The 14,779-nt window shown below is 67.6% G+C and carries 15 protein-coding genes and 1 tRNA gene; all 16 read left to right on the top strand.

Features of this window, described 5'->3' with window-relative positions:
- Positions 1-70 precede the first annotated feature (70 nt).
- Positions 71-874: a tryptophan synthase subunit alpha gene (gene trpA / locus P6166_RS03995; RefSeq protein ID WP_277763240.1), complete on the top strand. Its 804-nt coding sequence runs from the start codon at positions 71-73 to the stop codon at positions 872-874.
- A gap of 138 nt (positions 875-1,012) precedes the next feature.
- Positions 1,013-1,906, top strand: coding sequence for an acetyl-CoA carboxylase, carboxyltransferase subunit beta (gene accD / locus P6166_RS04000; RefSeq protein ID WP_277763241.1), 894 nt, complete (start codon positions 1,013-1,015; stop codon positions 1,904-1,906).
- Positions 1,903-3,252: a phosphoglucosamine mutase gene (gene glmM / locus P6166_RS04005; protein ID WP_277763242.1), complete on the top strand. Its 1,350-nt coding sequence runs from the start codon at positions 1,903-1,905 to the stop codon at positions 3,250-3,252. The genes accD and glmM overlap by 4 nt, the downstream gene beginning before the upstream one ends.
- A 239-nt stretch (positions 3,253-3,491) precedes the next feature.
- Positions 3,492-4,427, top strand: coding sequence for a 2-oxoglutarate and iron-dependent oxygenase domain-containing protein (locus tag P6166_RS04010; protein ID WP_277763243.1), 936 nt, complete (start codon positions 3,492-3,494; stop codon positions 4,425-4,427).
- Positions 4,428-4,615: 188 nt separating this feature from the next.
- Positions 4,616-5,371 carry a triose-phosphate isomerase gene (gene tpiA / locus P6166_RS04015; RefSeq protein WP_277763438.1) on the top strand — a complete coding sequence of 252 codons (756 nt, stop codon included), beginning with the start codon at positions 4,616-4,618 and terminating at the stop codon, positions 5,369-5,371.
- 36 nt (positions 5,372-5,407) lie between these two features.
- On the top strand, positions 5,408-5,869 hold the full coding sequence (gene secG / locus P6166_RS04020) for a preprotein translocase subunit SecG (protein ID WP_277763244.1): 462 nt from the start codon (positions 5,408-5,410) through the stop codon (positions 5,867-5,869).
- Positions 5,870-5,916: 47 nt separating this feature from the next.
- Positions 5,917-6,001, top strand: a tRNA-Leu gene (locus P6166_RS04025).
- Positions 6,002-6,107: 106 nt separating this feature from the next.
- Positions 6,108-6,464 carry an NADH-quinone oxidoreductase subunit A gene (locus P6166_RS04030; protein WP_130319211.1) on the top strand — a complete coding sequence of 119 codons (357 nt, stop codon included), beginning with the start codon at positions 6,108-6,110 and terminating at the stop codon, positions 6,462-6,464.
- Entirely contained in the window at positions 6,455-7,009 is a 555-nt protein-coding gene (locus P6166_RS04035) for an NADH-quinone oxidoreductase subunit B (RefSeq protein ID WP_057646107.1), read from the top strand. Before P6166_RS04030 ends, P6166_RS04035 begins: the two co-directional genes overlap by 10 nt.
- A 33-nt stretch (positions 7,010-7,042) precedes the next feature.
- The gene (locus tag P6166_RS04040) at positions 7,043-7,792 is read left to right on the top strand and encodes an NADH-quinone oxidoreductase subunit C (RefSeq protein WP_277763245.1); all 750 of its coding nucleotides are present in this window, start codon (positions 7,043-7,045) and stop codon (positions 7,790-7,792) included.
- A complete protein-coding gene (locus P6166_RS04045; RefSeq protein ID WP_277763246.1) occupies positions 7,789-9,096 on the top strand; it encodes an NADH-quinone oxidoreductase subunit D in 1,308 nt (435 codons plus the stop codon). Before P6166_RS04040 ends, P6166_RS04045 begins: the two co-directional genes overlap by 4 nt.
- Complete coding sequence (gene nuoE, locus P6166_RS04050; RefSeq protein ID WP_277763247.1) at positions 9,093-9,620, top strand: NADH-quinone oxidoreductase subunit NuoE; 528 nt, start codon at positions 9,093-9,095, stop codon at positions 9,618-9,620. The genes P6166_RS04045 and nuoE overlap by 4 nt, the downstream gene beginning before the upstream one ends.
- A gap of 4 nt (positions 9,621-9,624) precedes the next feature.
- The gene (nuoF, locus tag P6166_RS04055) at positions 9,625-10,962 is read left to right on the top strand and encodes an NADH-quinone oxidoreductase subunit NuoF (protein WP_277763248.1); all 1,338 of its coding nucleotides are present in this window, start codon (positions 9,625-9,627) and stop codon (positions 10,960-10,962) included.
- Positions 10,959-13,193, top strand: a complete 2,235-nt coding sequence (gene nuoG / locus P6166_RS04060) for an NADH-quinone oxidoreductase subunit NuoG (RefSeq protein ID WP_277763249.1) — start codon at positions 10,959-10,961, stop codon at positions 13,191-13,193. Before nuoF ends, nuoG begins: the two co-directional genes overlap by 4 nt.
- Positions 13,190-14,287 (top strand): NADH-quinone oxidoreductase subunit NuoH, encoded by a 1,098-nt coding sequence (gene nuoH / locus P6166_RS04065; RefSeq protein ID WP_277763250.1) that lies wholly within the window; start codon positions 13,190-13,192, stop codon positions 14,285-14,287. Before nuoG ends, nuoH begins: the two co-directional genes overlap by 4 nt.
- A gap of 3 nt (positions 14,288-14,290) precedes the next feature.
- Complete coding sequence (gene nuoI, locus P6166_RS04070) at positions 14,291-14,779, top strand: NADH-quinone oxidoreductase subunit NuoI (protein WP_057646100.1); 489 nt, start codon at positions 14,291-14,293, stop codon at positions 14,777-14,779.

Consider the following 14,779-nt stretch of genomic DNA (forward strand, 5'->3'; position numbering starts at 1 on the left):
CGGGCCGGACGCTCCGGAGCCGATTTGCCGCGCCACGGACGGCAGCCATCCTTTCAGAAGAATCCAACCCATGAGCCGCATCGACGACACGTTCGCCCAGCTCCGCGCCACAAACCGCAAGGCGCTGATCCCCTTCATCACCGCCGGCGACCCCTCGCTGGAAGCCACCGTGCCGGTGATGCACGCGCTGGTGCGCGCAGGCGCCGACGTCATCGAACTGGGCGTGCCGTTTTCCGACCCCATGGCCGATGGCCCAACTATTCAGCGCAGCTCCGAGCGCGCGCTGGGGCGCGGGGCCGGGCTGGCCTACGTACTGGAGGCGGTGCATGAATTCCGCCGCGAGGACGCCACCACGCCCGTGGTGCTGATGGGCTATCTGAACCCCGTCGAGATCCACGGCACCGCCCGCTTTGCCGAGGCGGCGGTGGCGGCGGGCGTCGATGGCGTGCTGCTGGTCGACCTGCCGCCGGAGGAAGCGCAGGAAACCCGCGAGCTGTTCGATCGCGCCGGCCTGGCGCTGATCGCCCTGGCCGCGCCGACCACCGACGACCAGCGCTTGCCGCAGGTCTGCGCCAGCGCTCGCGGCTATCTGTACTACGTGAGCTTTGCCGGCGTCACCGGCGCCGACCGCCTGGATACCCGGGCCGCCGGCCAGCGCCTGCAGGCGTTGCGCAAGGCGGCCACGGTGCCGGTGGTGGCCGGCTTCGGCATCAAGGACGCGGCCAGCGCCGCGGCCATGGCGGTGGATGCCGATGGCGTGGTGGTGGGCAGCGCACTGGTGCAGGCGCTGGAGGGCGCGGCCGACAGCGGCCAGGCGCGCCAGCGCGCCGAGGCGTTCCTGGTCCCGCTGCGGGCCGCGCTGGACGCCGGGTGAGGATGCGGCGAGCGCTCGCCCTGCGGGCGCGGCCGCCGCAACGTACGCTGGCGTCCTGCACCGTATCGAACTGGCTGGGATAGACTGACGCCCCTCTGCGGCCCCCCGGGGCCGCCCTGCAAGGATCGTCATCACCGCATGAGCTGGCTCAGCAAACTGATGCCCTCGGGCATCCGCACCGACAACACCCCGAGCAAGAAGCGCAGCGTCCCCGAAGGCCTGTGGGAGAAGTGCAGCAACTGCGGCAGCGTGCTGTACCGCCCCGAGCTGGAAGAGAACCTCGAGGTCTGCCCGAAGTGCGGCCACCACATGGCCATCCGCGCCCGCGCGCGCCTGGCGTCGCTGTTCGACGAAGGCAGCACCAGCGAGATCGCCGCGCACCTGGGCCCGGTGGACGTGCTCAAGTTCCGCGACCAGAAGAAGTACGCCGACCGCATCAAGTCCACCCAGAAGGCCACCGGCGAGTACGACGCGCTGGTCGCCATGCGCGGCCTGCTCAAGGGCAACCCGCTGGTCGCCTCCTCGTTCGATTTCGCCTTCATGGGCGGCTCGATGGGCTCGGTGGTCGGCGAGCGCTTCGCCCGTGCCGCTGAGGTGGCGCTGGAGTTGGGCTGTCCTTACGTGTGCTTCTCCGCCAGCGGCGGTGCGCGCATGCAGGAAGGCCTGTTCTCGCTGATGCAGATGGCCAAGACCTCCGCCGCGCTCGGCCGCCTGCGCGAGGCCGGCCTGCCGTACATCTCGGTGCTCACCCATCCCACCACCGGCGGCGTGTCGGCGTCCTTCGCGATGCTGGGCGACATCAACATCGCCGAGCCGCAGGCGCTGATCGGCTTCGCCGGCCCGCGCGTGATCGAGCAGACCGTGCGCGAAAAGCTGCCGGAAGGGTTCCAGCGTTCGGAGTTCCTGCTCGAGCACGGCGCGATCGACCAGATCTGCGACCGCCGCGAAATGCGCGAGCGCCTGGCCGACCTCACCGCGATGATGATGCGCCAGGCGCGTCCGGCCGCCGACGACAAGCCCGCCGCCGCATGAGCGCACGCAAGTATTTTGGTACCGACGGCATTCGTGGCCGCGTCGGGCAGGGGCCGATTTCGGCCGATTTCGTGCTGCGCCTGGGCAACGCCCTGGGCCGTGTGCTGGGCGAGGGCGGCCGTGGCCGACCGGTGGTGCTGATCGGCAAGGACACGCGCATTTCCGGCTACATGTTCGAGGCCGCGCTGGAGGCCGGGCTGGTCGCCGCCGGCGCCGACGTGCAGCTGATCGGCCCGATGCCCACGCCGGCCATCGCCTTCCTGACCCATACGCTGCGCGCCGATGCCGGCATCGTCATCAGCGCCTCGCACAACCCGCACTACGACAACGGCATCAAGTTCTTCTCCGCCGACGGCGAGAAGCTCGACGACGCCACCGAGCTGGCGATCGAAGCCGCGCTGGACGCGCCGTTCCTCACCGTGGATTCGGCGCGGCTGGGCAAGGCCGCGCGTGCGCGCGATGCGATCGGCCGCTACATCGAGTTCTGCAAGTCCAGCGTGCCGCGCGGCTTCCACCTGCGCGGGCTGAAGATCGTACTGGACTGCGCGCACGGCGCCACCTACCACATCGCCCCGATGCTGTTCCGCGAGCTGGGCGCGGAGGTGGTGGTGATCGGCGCCACGCCCGATGGCCTGAACATCAACGACGGCGTGGGTTCAACCCACATCGACAACCTCGCCGCGAAGGTGCGCGAGGTCGGTGCGGACCTCGGCATCGCCTTCGACGGCGACGGCGACCGCGTGCTGATGGCCGACGACCAGGGCCACCCGGTCGATGGCGACGACCTGCTGTACGTGCTGGCGCGCGGCTGGCAGGCGAGCGGGCGGCTGAAGGGCACGGTGGTCGGCACGCTGATGACCAACTACGGCCTGGAGCAGGCGCTGGCCGCGCTGGAGATTCCGTTCGTGCGCGTGAAGGTCGGCGACCGCTACGTGCACCAGGCCTTGGTCGAGGGGGGCGGCGTGCTGGGCGGCGAGACGTCCGGCCACATGCTGTGCCTGGACCGCGCCACCACCGGCGACGGCATCGTCAGTGCGCTGCAGGTGCTGGAAACCCTGCGCCGCGAGGGCGCAAGCCTGCGCCAGGCGCTGTCGGGCCTGCGCAAGGTGCCGCAGAAGACCGTCAACGTGAAGCTCGATGGCGGCGATGCCAAGGCGGTCGTGGGCGCGGCTTCCGTGCAGCAGGCGCTGTTGCAGGCGCAGGCGGCGGTGAGCGGGCGCGGGCGCGCGTTCCTGCGGCCCTCCGGCACCGAGCCGGTGGTGCGCGTCACGGTGGAGGCCGACGAGGCCGCGCTGATGCAGGACACGCTCGATGGGCTCGCCGCGGCGGTGCGCGCGGCGGTGTAAGCGCGCCCTTCGCGATGCCTCGGGAACGCCGGCCTTGCGCCGGCGTTTTCGTTTGCGGCGGGCCGGCGTTGGACGAAGCCGCATCGGCTGCGTAGCCGCGCGCTGTCCGCGGCGGGCAGGGCGCTCCTGGCGTTCATCGCGCGGGCGGCGCGCGCTGGCCGAGCGGGTGGGGCGATCTGTCACAATGGCGACCCTCGGCGGCACCGGCCGCCTTCATTGCCCGCACCGCAGGACACGCCGTGAGCCAGATTCCGACCCTCGACATCACCCGCTTCGATACCGACCGCGAGGCCTTCGTGGCCGAGCTCGGCGCCGCCTATCGCGAATGGGGGTTTGCCGGCATCCGCAACCACGGCATCCCGCAGGCCGAGATCGACGCGGCCTACGAGGTATTCAAGGCGTTCTTCGCCCTGCCCGAAGACGTCAAGCGCCAGTACGTGCTGCCCGGCAGCGGCGGCGCGCGCGGCTACACCGCCTTCGGCGTGGAGACGGCCAAGGACTCCAAGCATTTCGACCTCAAGGAGTTCTGGCACATCGGGCGCGAGATTCCCGCGGGCTCGAAGTATCGCGACGTGATGCCGGCCAACCTGTGGCCGGACGAGATCGAAGGCTTCCGCGAACACGGCTACAACCTCTACAGCAAGCTCGACCAGCTCGGCGCACGCGTGCTTTCCGCGCTGGCGCTGCACATCGGCCTGCCGGAAGACTATTTCGTCGACAAGACCGATTCGGGCAACTCGATCCTGCGCCCGATCCACTATCCGCCGATCACCGCCGACGACATCCCCAATGTGCGCGCCGGCGCGCATGAGGACATCAATCTGATCACCCTGCTGGTCGGCGCCAGCGCCGCCGGGCTGGAAGTGAAATCCAAGCAGGGCGAATGGGTGCCCTTCACCTCCTCGGCCGACACCATCGTGGTCAACATCGGCGACATGCTGCAGCGCCTGACCAACCATGTGTACCCGTCGACCACCCATCGTGTGGTCAATCCCCCAGGCGAGCTGGCCCGCCAGCCGCGCTACTCGGTGCCGTTCTTCCTGCACCCGAACCCGGATTTCCTGATCGACGTGCTGCCCTCCACGGTCACCGCCGACAATCCGAGCCGCTATCCGGAGCCGATCACCGCCCAGGGCTACCTGGAAGAACGCCTGCGCGAGATCAAGCTCAAGTAAGGTAGGGGCAGGGCGCCCGCCCGCCGCATGCCGGGGCCGGTCCATGACCGGCCCTTTTTTGTCGCCTGCCGGCGGCGGGATGGCGTGGCCGGGACGCGTTTTGTCCCGCCGTTGTCCGCGATAACGGTTCGGCATGGCGCATTGGATTATTCTTATACCCTTTTGCAAGGAGTGACCCAGCGATGGCGATGCGTCGCAAGATCGTGGCCGGCAATTGGAAACTGCACGGTACCCGCCGGTTCGCCACCGAACTGGTCGCCCAGGTCGCCGCGGGGATGCCGCTGGAGGGGGTGGACGTCGTCATCCTGCCGCCGCTGCCCTACCTCGGTGACCTGATCGAGGATTTCGAAGGCGGCCACCTGCGCTTCGGCGCCCAGGACGTGAGCAGCAACGAAAAGGGCGCCTACACCGGCGAGGTCTCGGCCACCATGCTGGTGGATGTGGGCGCCGACTATGGGCTGGTCGGGCACTCCGAGCGCCGCCAGTACCACTTCGAGAGCAGCGAGCTGGTGGCGCGCAAGTTTGCCGCCGCGCTGCACGCCGGGCTGACCCCGATCCTGTGCGTGGGCGAATCCCTGCAGGACCGCGAGGCCGGCCTGACCGAGCAGGTCATCGCCAGCCAGCTAGCGCCCGTGGTGGCGCTGGTGGGGGTGGAGGGGTTCCGGCAGGCGGTGGTGTCCTACGAGCCGATCTGGGCCATCGGCACCGGCCGCAGCGCCAGCCCGGCGCAGGCCCAGGCGGTGCACGCCTTCATTCGTGGTCAAATCCGCGCCCTCGATGCTAGAATCGCCGATTCGTTGCCGGTCCTGTATGGCGGCAGCGTCAAGCCCGATAACGCCGCGGAACTGTTCTCGCAGCCCGATGTCGATGGCGGGCTGGTCGGCGGCGCTTCGCTGGTCGCCGAGGATTTCCTGGCGATCGCCCGGGCGGCGGTCGGTTGCTAAACCCTCAAAGTCATTAGTCCGGGGACGGATTCGAAAATGCTGATGTTGATCCTCAATGTGATCTATGTGCTGATCGCGGTGGCGATGATCGCGCTGATCCTGATGCAGCGCGGCGCCGGTGCAGCCGCCGGTTCGGGCTTCGGCGCGGGCGCCTCGGGCACCGTGTTCGGCGCGCGCGGCGCTTCGAATTTCCTCTCCAAGTCCACCAAGTGGCTGGCCGTGGCGTTCTTCGCCATCAGCCTCTTCATGGCCTGGTACGCCAGCCATGGTGCCCGCCCGACCGAGCAGGGCCTGGGCGTGATGTCGCAGGAAGCCGCCCCGGCCGCGCCGGCCGGTGAATTGAGCCAGGCGCTGCCGCAGGCGCCGGCTTCCTCCACGGTGCCGAGCGCGCCGGTCCAGACCGCACCGGCGCAGCAGGCGCCGGCCGCCTCCGCGCCCGCCGAACAGGCGCCGCCGGCAGCCGAAGAAAATAACGCCGGCGCGTCACAAAAACGCTGAAGCCGGTTACAATACGCTGCGCACTGCAACGCCGGTGCGCAACGCAAGCCCAGGTGGCGGAATTGGTAGACGCACTACCTTGAGGTGGTAGCGACTTAGGTCGTAGGGGTTCGAGTCCCCTCTTGGGCACCATGTTTGGCTGCGGTTCCTGCGGGTTGTGGCAACGCCTGCCGCGGGTACCGCCTATACCCCATGCCGGCGCGCCCCACGCGCACGGCAGAGGCAAGAGAGAATCGCTGTGCTGGCCGAATATTTGCCGAGTCTGCTGTTCCTGGTCGTCGCTACGGGCATCGGCATCGCGCTGATGGTCATTGGCCGGTTGCTCGGCCCCCGCCGCCCCGATCTCCAGAAACTCTCGCCGTACGAATGCGGCTTCGAAGCCTTCGAAGACGCGCGCATGAAGTTCGACGTGCGCTACTACCTGATCGCGATCCAGTTCATCGTCTTCGATCTGGAAATCATCTTCATCGTGCCCTGGACGCAGGTGTTCATGGAAATCGGCGCGCGTTCGCTGGTCACCATGGGCCTGTTCGTCGGCATGCTGTTCCTCGGTTTCATTTACGTCTGGAAAAAGGGAGCCCTGGAATGGGAGTGATTCAGACCCTCGATCGTCTGATGACCAATCCGATCCCGGAAGGTCGCATCGACGACATTCTCCGCCCCGAAGGCGAGAACCCGCTGCTCGAAAAGGGCTACGTCACCACCAGCGTCGACGCGCTGCTCAACTGGGCGCGCACCGGCTCGATGTGGCCGATGACCTTCGGCCTGGCCTGCTGCGCGGTGGAGATGATGCACGCCGGCGCCGCGCGCCTGGATCTGGACCGCTACGGCGTGGTGTTCCGCCCGTCGCCGCGCCAGTCCGACGTGATGATCGTCGCCGGCACGCTGGTCAACAAGATGGCCCCGGCGCTGCGCAAGGTCTACGACCAGATGCCCGACCCGAAGTGGGTCATCTCGATGGGCAGCTGCGCCAACGGCGGCGGCTACTACCACTATTCGTACTCGGTGGTGCGCGGCTGCGACCGCGTGGTGCCGGTCGACGTCTACGTGCCGGGCTGCCCGCCGACGGCCGAGGCGCTGGTGTACGGCATCCTGCAGCTGCAGAAGAAGATCTGGCGTACCCAGACGATCGCACGCTGACCCGTCTTCCTCTTACAAAGCAGCCAAGCCCCCATGGCAGAGCAAGCAACTCCCTTCACTGACCGACTCAGCGCGCGTTTCGCCGGCGCGCGGGTCACCGTGGTCGAACCGCGCGGCGAAGTGACGATGGAAGTCTCTGCCGCCGACTGGCATGCGACCTGCCTGGCACTGCGCGACGAACTCGGTTTCGAGCAGCTCTCGGACCTGTGCGGGGTGGACTACCTCGGCTACGGCAGCGACGAGTGGGATACCGACGACGTCTCCTCGCAGGGCTTCAGCCGTGGCGTGGAAGGCAAGTCGGCCGGTCGCTTCGCCTGGGGCGAGTTCCCCAGCCGCGAGACGCCGGAAGGCGCGCAGCCGGACACCATGCCGCAGCAGCGCTTCGCGGTGGTCGCCCAGCTGATCTCCTACCAGCACAACCAGCGCCTGCGCGTGCGTTGCTACGCGCCCAACGACGAGCTGCCGGTGGTGGCCTCGGTGTGCGACATCTGGCCGGGCGTGAACTGGTTCGAGCGCGAGGCGTTCGACCTGTTCGGCATCGTGTTCGCCGGCCACCCGGACCTGCGCCGCATCCTGACCGACTACGGTTTCGTGGGTCATCCGTTCCGCAAGGATTTCCCGCTGATCGGCAACGTCGAAGTGCGCTACGACGAAGAGAAGAAGCGCGTGGTGTACGAGCCGGTGACCTCGGTCGAGCCGCGCGTGAACGTGCCGCGCGTGATCCGCGACGACGCGCGTTACCAGACCGCGGCCGGTGAGTCGCGCACGGAGGCCGCCAAGTGAGCGAGTTCCACCAGGCCGGCCAGGCCTTCGCGAGCAATCCTGCCGAAAGCAAGCAGGAAATCCGCAACTACACGATGAACTTCGGCCCGCAGCATCCTGCGGCGCACGGCGTGCTGCGCCTGATCCTGGAAATGGACGGCGAAACCGTGGTGCGTGCCGACCCGCATATCGGCCTGCTGCACCGTGGCACCGAGAAGCTGGCCGAGTCCAAGCCGTTCAACCAGTCGATCGGCTACATGGATCGCCTGGACTACGTGTCGATGATGTGCAACGAGCACGCCTACGTGCGCGCGATCGAGACCCTGATGGGGATCGAGGCGCCGGAACGTGCGCAGTACATCCGCACGATGTTCGACGAGATCACCCGCATCCTGAACCACCTCATGTGGGTGGGTTCCAACGCGCTCGACCTGGGCGCGATGGCGGTCATGCTCTATGCGTTCCGCGAGCGCGAAGAGCTGATGGACGTGTACGAGGCGGTGAGCGGCGCGCGCATGCACGCGACCTACTACCGCCCGGGTGGCGTCTACCGCGACCTGCCGGACCGCATGCCGAAGTACAAGGAATCGCGCTGGCACAAGGGCAATGCGCTGAAGAAGCTCAACGCCGCCCGCGAAGGGTCGATGCTCGACTTCCTGGAAGACTTCACCAACACGTTCCCGTCGCGCGTGGACGAGTACGAAACCCTGCTGACGGATAACCGCATCTGGAAGCAGCGTACCGTGGGCGTGGGCGTGGTGACGCCGGAGCTGGCCCGTGCCTGGGGCATGACCGGCGTGATGCTGCGTGGCTCGGGCATCGAGTGGGACCTGCGCAAGAAGCAGCCGTATGCCAAGTACGACGCGGTCGATTTCGACATCCCGCTCGGCACCGAAGGCGATTGCTACGACCGCTATCTGGTCCGCGTGGCCGAGATGCGCGAGTCCAACCGCATCATCAAGCAGTGCGTGGCATGGCTGAAGGCCAACCCCGGCCCGGTCATGGTCAAGAACTTCAAGGTCGCTCCGCCCAGCCGCGAGGACATGAAGGACGACATGGAAGCGCTGATCCACCACTTCAAGCTGTTCAGCGAAGGCTACTGCGTGCCGGCCGGCGAGACCTACAGCGCGGTGGAAGCGCCGAAGGGCGAGTTCGGCTGCTACCTGCTGTCCGACGGTGCCAACAAGCCGTTCCGCGTGCACCTGCGCGCGCCGGGCTTCGTGCACCTGTCCTCGATGGACGCGATCATCCGCGGTCACATGCTGCCGGACGTGGTGGCAATGATCGGTACTTACGATTTGGTTTTCGGTGAGGTCGACCGATGAAGGCGACGGGCAATTTCGAAGCGGCGCGCGACGTCGATCCGCTGGTGGTGCTGAGCGACAAGACGCGCGCTCACATCGATCATTGGCTCTCCAAGTTCCCGCCGGACCGCAAGCGTTCGGCGGTGCTGCAGGGCCTGCATGCCGCGCAGGAGCAGAACGAGGGCTGGCTGACCGACGAACTCATCGCCGGCGTCGCCAAGTACCTGGACCTGCCGCCGGTGTGGGCCTACGAGGTGGCGAGCTTCTACTCGATGTTCGAGACCGAGAAGGTCGGCCGCAACAACGTCGCGTTCTGCACCAACATCAGCTGCTGGCTCAACGGCGCCGAGGACCTGGTCGCGCATGCCGAGAAGAAACTCGGCTGCAAGCTGGGCCAGTCCACCGCCGATGGCCGCGTCTACCTCAAGCGTGAGGAAGAGTGCCTGGCCGGTTGTGCCGGTGCACCGATGATGGTCATCAATGGCCACTACCACGAGCATCTGACCAAGGAAAAGGTCGATGCCCTGCTGGACGGGCTGGAGTAACGGCATGGCACAGCATCCCCACGCATCCACCGGTCCGGTCGGCCCCGCGCCGCAGCCGCACCAGGTCGTCTACACGACGCTGCACTACGACACCCCCTGGTCCTACGAGAGCTACCTGAAGACCGGCGGCTACGCGGCGCTGCGCAAGATCCTCGAAGAGAAGATTTCGCCGGCCGACGTGATCGAGATGGTCAAGCAGTCGGGCCTGCGCGGCCGCGGCGGCGCGGGCTTCCCGACCGGCCTGAAGTGGTCCTTCATGCCCAAGGGCGACATGCAGAAGTACATCCTCTGCAACTCGGACGAATCCGAGCCGGGCACCTGCAAGGATCGCGACATCCTGCGCTACAACCCGCACTCGGTGGTGGAGGGCATGGCGATCGCCTGCTACGCCACCGGTTCGACCGTGGGCTACAACTACCTGCGCGGCGAGTTCCACCACGAACCGTTCGAGCATTTCGAGCAGGCCCTGGCCGACGCGTATGCGAACGGCTGGCTGGGCAAGAACGTGCTGGGCTCGGGCGTGGACATCGACATCTACGGTGCGCTGGGCGCCGGTGCCTACATCTGCGGCGAAGAAACCGCGCTGATGGAATCGCTGGAAGGCAAGAAGGGGCAGCCGCGCTACAAGCCGCCGTTCCCGGCCAACTTCGGCCTGTACGGCAAGCCGTCGACGATCAACAACACCGAGACCTACGCCTCGGTGCCGGCGATCATCCGCAACGGCGCCGAGTGGTTCAAGGGCCTGAGCAAGACCGCCAACGGCGGCCCGAAGATCTTCTCGGTCTCCGGCTGCGTGCAGAAGGGCGGCAATTTCGAAGTGCCGCTGGGCACGACCTTCGATGAGCTGCTGGAAATGGCCGGTGGCCTGCGTCCGGGCCGCAAGCTGAAGGCGGCGATCCCGGGCGGCGTGTCGATGCCGGTGCTCAAGGCCGACCAGCTGGCCGGCCTGCAGATGGATTACGACACCCTGCGGAACCTCGGCACCGGCCTGGGTTCGGGCGCCATCGTGGTGCTGGACGACAGCGTGTGCTGCGTGCGCTTTGCCTGCCGCATCTCGCAGTTCTTCCACAAGGAGTCCTGCGGCCAGTGCACCCCGTGCCGCGAAGGCACCGGCTGGATGCACCGCGTGCTGGAGCGCATCGTCGCTGGCAAGGCGACCATGGAAGACCTGCACCAGCTCAAGGCGGTGGCCGGCCAGATCGAGGGCCATACCATCTGCGCGTTCGGCGAAGCCGCGGCCTGGCCGATCCAGGGTTTCCTGCGCCAGTTCTGGGATGAATTCGAGTACTACATCGTCAACGGTCGCTCGATCGTGGACGGGCAAATGGGAGTGGCTGCGTGAGCGCACAGCCGGTAAATCCGAACGTTCCGCCGGATCACGTGACCGTCGAAATCGACGGCCAGAGCCTGGTCGTGCCCAAGGGCTCGATGATCATCCAGGCCGCCGACAAGGCCGGCATCCCGATCCCGCGTTTCTGCTATCACGAGAAGCTGCCGATCGCCGCCAACTGCCGCATGTGCCTGGTGGACGTGGAGAAGTCGCCCAAGCCGGCGCCGGCCTGCGCCACCCCGGTGATGGACGGCATGAAGGTCGCCACGCGCAGCGAGAAGGCGCTGAAGTTCCAGCGCAGCGTGATGGAGTTCCTGCTGATCAACCACCCGCTGGATTGCCCGATCTGCGACCAGGGCGGCGAGTGCGAGCTGCAGGACGTCTCGCTCGGCTACGGTCGTTCGGTGAGCCGCTTCAACGAGCGCAAGCGCGTGGTGCCGGACGAGGACATCGGACCGCTGGTCGCCACCGAGATGACCCGCTGCATCCAGTGCACGCGCTGCGTGCGCTTCACCGCGGATGTCGCCGGCACCTATGAGCTGGGCGGCATGTACCGCGGCGAGAACCTGCAGATCGGCACCTACGACGGCAAGCCGCTGACCACCGAGATCTCCGGCAACGTCATCGACGTGTGCCCGGTGGGCGCGCTGACCAACAAGGTGTTCCAGTTCCGCGCCCGCCCGTGGGAGCTGGCCGCGCGCGAGTCGCTGGGCTATCACGACGCGATGGGTTCGAACCTGTTCCTGCACGTGCGTCGTGGCGAAGTGCTGCGCACCGTGCCGCGCGACAACGAGCTGGTCAACGAATGCTGGCTGTCGGACCGCGACCGCTACTCGCACCAGGGCCTGTACAGCGCGGACCGCGCGGTCAAGCCGCTGAAGAAGGTCAACGGCGAGTGGGTGGAAGTGAGCTGGGCCGAAGGCCTGTCCGCCGCTGCCGCCATCCTCAAGGCGCAGTCGGGTGACAACCTCGGCGTGCTGGTCCACCCGGCCACCTCCAACGAGGAGGGCGAGCTGCTGGCGCGCCTGGCCTCGGGCCTGGGCACCGGCAACCTGGACCACCGCATCTTCAACCGCGATTTCTCCGATGCCGCCGTCGCCGAACCGTTCGCCGTGCCGCTGGCCGAGATCGAGCAGGCCGACGTGGTGGTGATCGTCGGCAGCAACGTGCGCCATGAGCTGCCGCTGCTGCACGCCCGCCTGCGCAAGGCGCAGGTGGCCAACGGCACGAAGATCCACGCGGTCAACCCGGTCGATTTCGACTTCACCTTCAAGCTGGCCGGCAAGCAGATCGTGGCCCCCTCGCAGATCGCCTCGGCGCTCTCCGATGCCGCGCTGCGCGATGCGGTCCAGGGCGCCTCGCGCGCCGTGGTGATCGTCGGCGGGCTGGTCGAGAACCACCCGCAGGCCGCCTCTCTGCGCGCCGCGGTGCGTGATTTCGCCGGCGCCACGGGCGCGGCGGTGTGCCGCATCCCGCAGGGCGCCAATGCCGTCGGCCTGGTCGCGCAGGGCGTGCTGCCCACCGCGCGCGATGCCGGCGCGATGCTGGCCCAGCCGCGTTCGGCCTATGTGATCTACGGCATCGAGCCGGGCCTGGACTTCGCCGACGCTCCGGCCGCGCGTGCCGCGCTGCATGGCGCCCAGGTGGTGGCTTTCAGCCAGTTCGCCTGCGCCTCCACCCGCGATGTCGCCGACGTCATCCTGCCGATCGGCGCGCTGCCGGAAATCGAGGCGACGCTGACCAACCTGGACGGCCGCGTGCAGAAGGCCAAGGCCGGCGGCAAGCTGCCGGTGGAAGCCCGCGAGGGCTGGCGCGTGCTGCGTGCCCTCGGCGGCGAACTGGGCCTGGCGGGTTTCGAGTTCATCGACCTGGCCGGCCTGCGCGCCGGCATGCAGGGCCGCAGCGTCACCCCGAGCGCTTCGGCTCAGCCGGCGGTGGCGGGCGAGGGCCTGGAAGTGGCCGCGACCGCCGCGATCTACCGCACCGACGCGGTCGTTCGGCGCGCCGCCGCGCTGCAGGCGCATCCGCTCAACCTGGCCCCGGCCGTGGTGATGAGCCCGGAGGCCGCCGCGCAGTTGCAGGTCGCCGAAGGCCAGATGGTCAAGGTCGGTACCGCCGCCGGCAAGGCGACGCTGCCGGTGGTGCTGGACAAGCGGGTGGCCGCGGGCACGGTGTGGATTGAATCCGGCCATGGCGCAACCGCGCCGCTCGGCGCCGGTCGCGTAACGGTGGTGGCTGCATGAACGAGATGCTGTTGAACCTGGTCGATCCGCTGCACCAGTGGCTGCTGGGCCTGGGCGACATCGGCGCGGTGTTGTGGATCATCGCCAAGATCCTGGTGATCGCGGTGCCGGTCATCACCGCGGTGGCCTTCTACGTGGTGTGGGAGCGCAAGCTGATCGGCTGGATGCATGTCCGCCACGGGCCGAGCTACGTCGGCCTCGGCGGTCTGCTGCAGGCCTTCGCCGACGTCTTCAAGCTGCTCACCAAGGAAATCATCCAGCCGTCCAGCGCGCACAAGGCGCTGTACGTGATCGCCCCGCTGATCGTGCTGGCCCCGGCCTTCGCGGCCTGGTCGGTGGTGCCGTTCGACGCGAAGATCGTGCTGTCCAACGCCAACGTCGGCCTGCTGTACCTGCTGGCGATGACCTCGCTGGGCGTGTACGGCATCATCCTGGCCGGCTGGGCGTCGAACTCGAAGTACGCCTTCCTCGGCGCGATGCGTTCGGCCGCGCAGGTGGTGAGCTACGAAATCGCGATGGGCTTCGCGCTGGTCGGCGTGATGATCGCCGCGCAGAGCGTGAACCTCACCGCGATCGTTGAAGCCCAGGGCGGCAACTCCGGCTTCTTCGATTGGTTCCTGATCCCGCTGTTCCCGCTGTTCGTCGTGTACTGGGTGTCCGGCGTGGCCGAGACCAACCGCGCGCCGTTCGACGTGGTGGAAGGCGAATCGGAAATCGTCGCCGGCCACATGGTGGAGTACTCGGGCGGCGCCTTCGCGCTGTTCTTCCTGGCCGAGTACGCCAACATGATCCTGGTCAGCTTCCTGATCTCGATCTTCTTCCTCGGTGGCTGGCTGAGCCCGATCCAGGGCTGGGTCAACCCGGGCAGCGTCTCGCCGCTGGTGGACTGGATCTGGCTGGGCGGCTGGCCGTGGCTGTTCATCAAGGTGTTCTTCTTCGCCAGCGCCTACATCTGGTTCCGCGCGTCGTTCCCGCGCTACCGCTACGACCAGATCATGCGCCTGGGCTGGAAGATCTTCATTCCGCTGACCATCGTCTGGATCGCGGTTACGGCATTGATGGTGTTCTACGGCGTGATCCAGAAGGGCGTGTAATCGATGAACAAGATCACCCATTACTTCAAGAGCCTGCTGCTCCTCGAGCTGCTCAGCGGCCTGTGGCTGACGCTGAAGTACACCTTCAAGCCGAAGTACACCGTCATCTACCCGATGGAGAAGTTCCCGCAGTCGCCGCGTTTCCGCGGCCTGCACGCGCTGCGCCGCTACCCGAACGGGGAAGAGCGCTGCATCGCCTGCAAGCTGTGCGAGGCGGTGTGCCCGGCGCTGGCCATCACCATCGACTCGGCCAAGCGCGAGGACGGCACCCGCCGCACCACGCGCTACGACATCGACCTGTTCAAGTGCATCTTCTGCGGCTTCTGCGAAGAGAGCTGCCCGGTCGACTCGATCGTGGAAACCCACATCCTCGAGTACCACTTCGAGAACCGTGGCGAAAACATCGTCACCAAGCCGCAGCTGCTGGCGATCGGCGACCGTCTCGAATCCGAGATCGCCGAGCGCCGCGCCGCCGACGCCGCCTTCCGCTGA

The organism is Stenotrophomonas sp. HITSZ_GD (assembly GCF_029543105.1).
GTDB lineage: Bacteria > Pseudomonadota > Gammaproteobacteria > Xanthomonadales > Xanthomonadaceae > Stenotrophomonas_A.

What these genes read in the sequence shown, in the direction of transcription:
- trpA (WP_277763240.1), top strand. Translation starts at nt 71, where the DNA reads ATGAGCCGCATCGACGACACGTTCGCCCAGCTCCGCGCCACAAACCGC.
- accD (WP_277763241.1), top strand. Translation starts at nt 1,013, where the DNA reads ATGAGCTGGCTCAGCAAACTGATGCCCTCGGGCATCCGCACCGACAAC.
- glmM (WP_277763242.1), top strand. Translation starts at nt 1,903, where the DNA reads ATGAGCGCACGCAAGTATTTTGGTACCGACGGCATTCGTGGCCGCGTC.
- tpiA (WP_277763438.1), top strand. Translation starts at nt 4,616, where the DNA reads ATGCGTCGCAAGATCGTGGCCGGCAATTGGAAACTGCACGGTACCCGC.
- secG (WP_277763244.1), top strand. Translation starts at nt 5,408, where the DNA reads ATGCTGATGTTGATCCTCAATGTGATCTATGTGCTGATCGCGGTGGCG.
- P6166_RS04035 (WP_057646107.1), top strand. Translation starts at nt 6,455, where the DNA reads ATGGGAGTGATTCAGACCCTCGATCGTCTGATGACCAATCCGATCCCG.
- P6166_RS04040 (WP_277763245.1), top strand. Translation starts at nt 7,043, where the DNA reads ATGGCAGAGCAAGCAACTCCCTTCACTGACCGACTCAGCGCGCGTTTC.
- nuoE (WP_277763247.1), top strand. Translation starts at nt 9,093, where the DNA reads ATGAAGGCGACGGGCAATTTCGAAGCGGCGCGCGACGTCGATCCGCTG.
- nuoF (WP_277763248.1), top strand. Translation starts at nt 9,625, where the DNA reads ATGGCACAGCATCCCCACGCATCCACCGGTCCGGTCGGCCCCGCGCCG.
- nuoH (WP_277763250.1), top strand. Translation starts at nt 13,190, where the DNA reads ATGAACGAGATGCTGTTGAACCTGGTCGATCCGCTGCACCAGTGGCTG.
- nuoI (WP_057646100.1), top strand. Translation starts at nt 14,291, where the DNA reads ATGAACAAGATCACCCATTACTTCAAGAGCCTGCTGCTCCTCGAGCTG.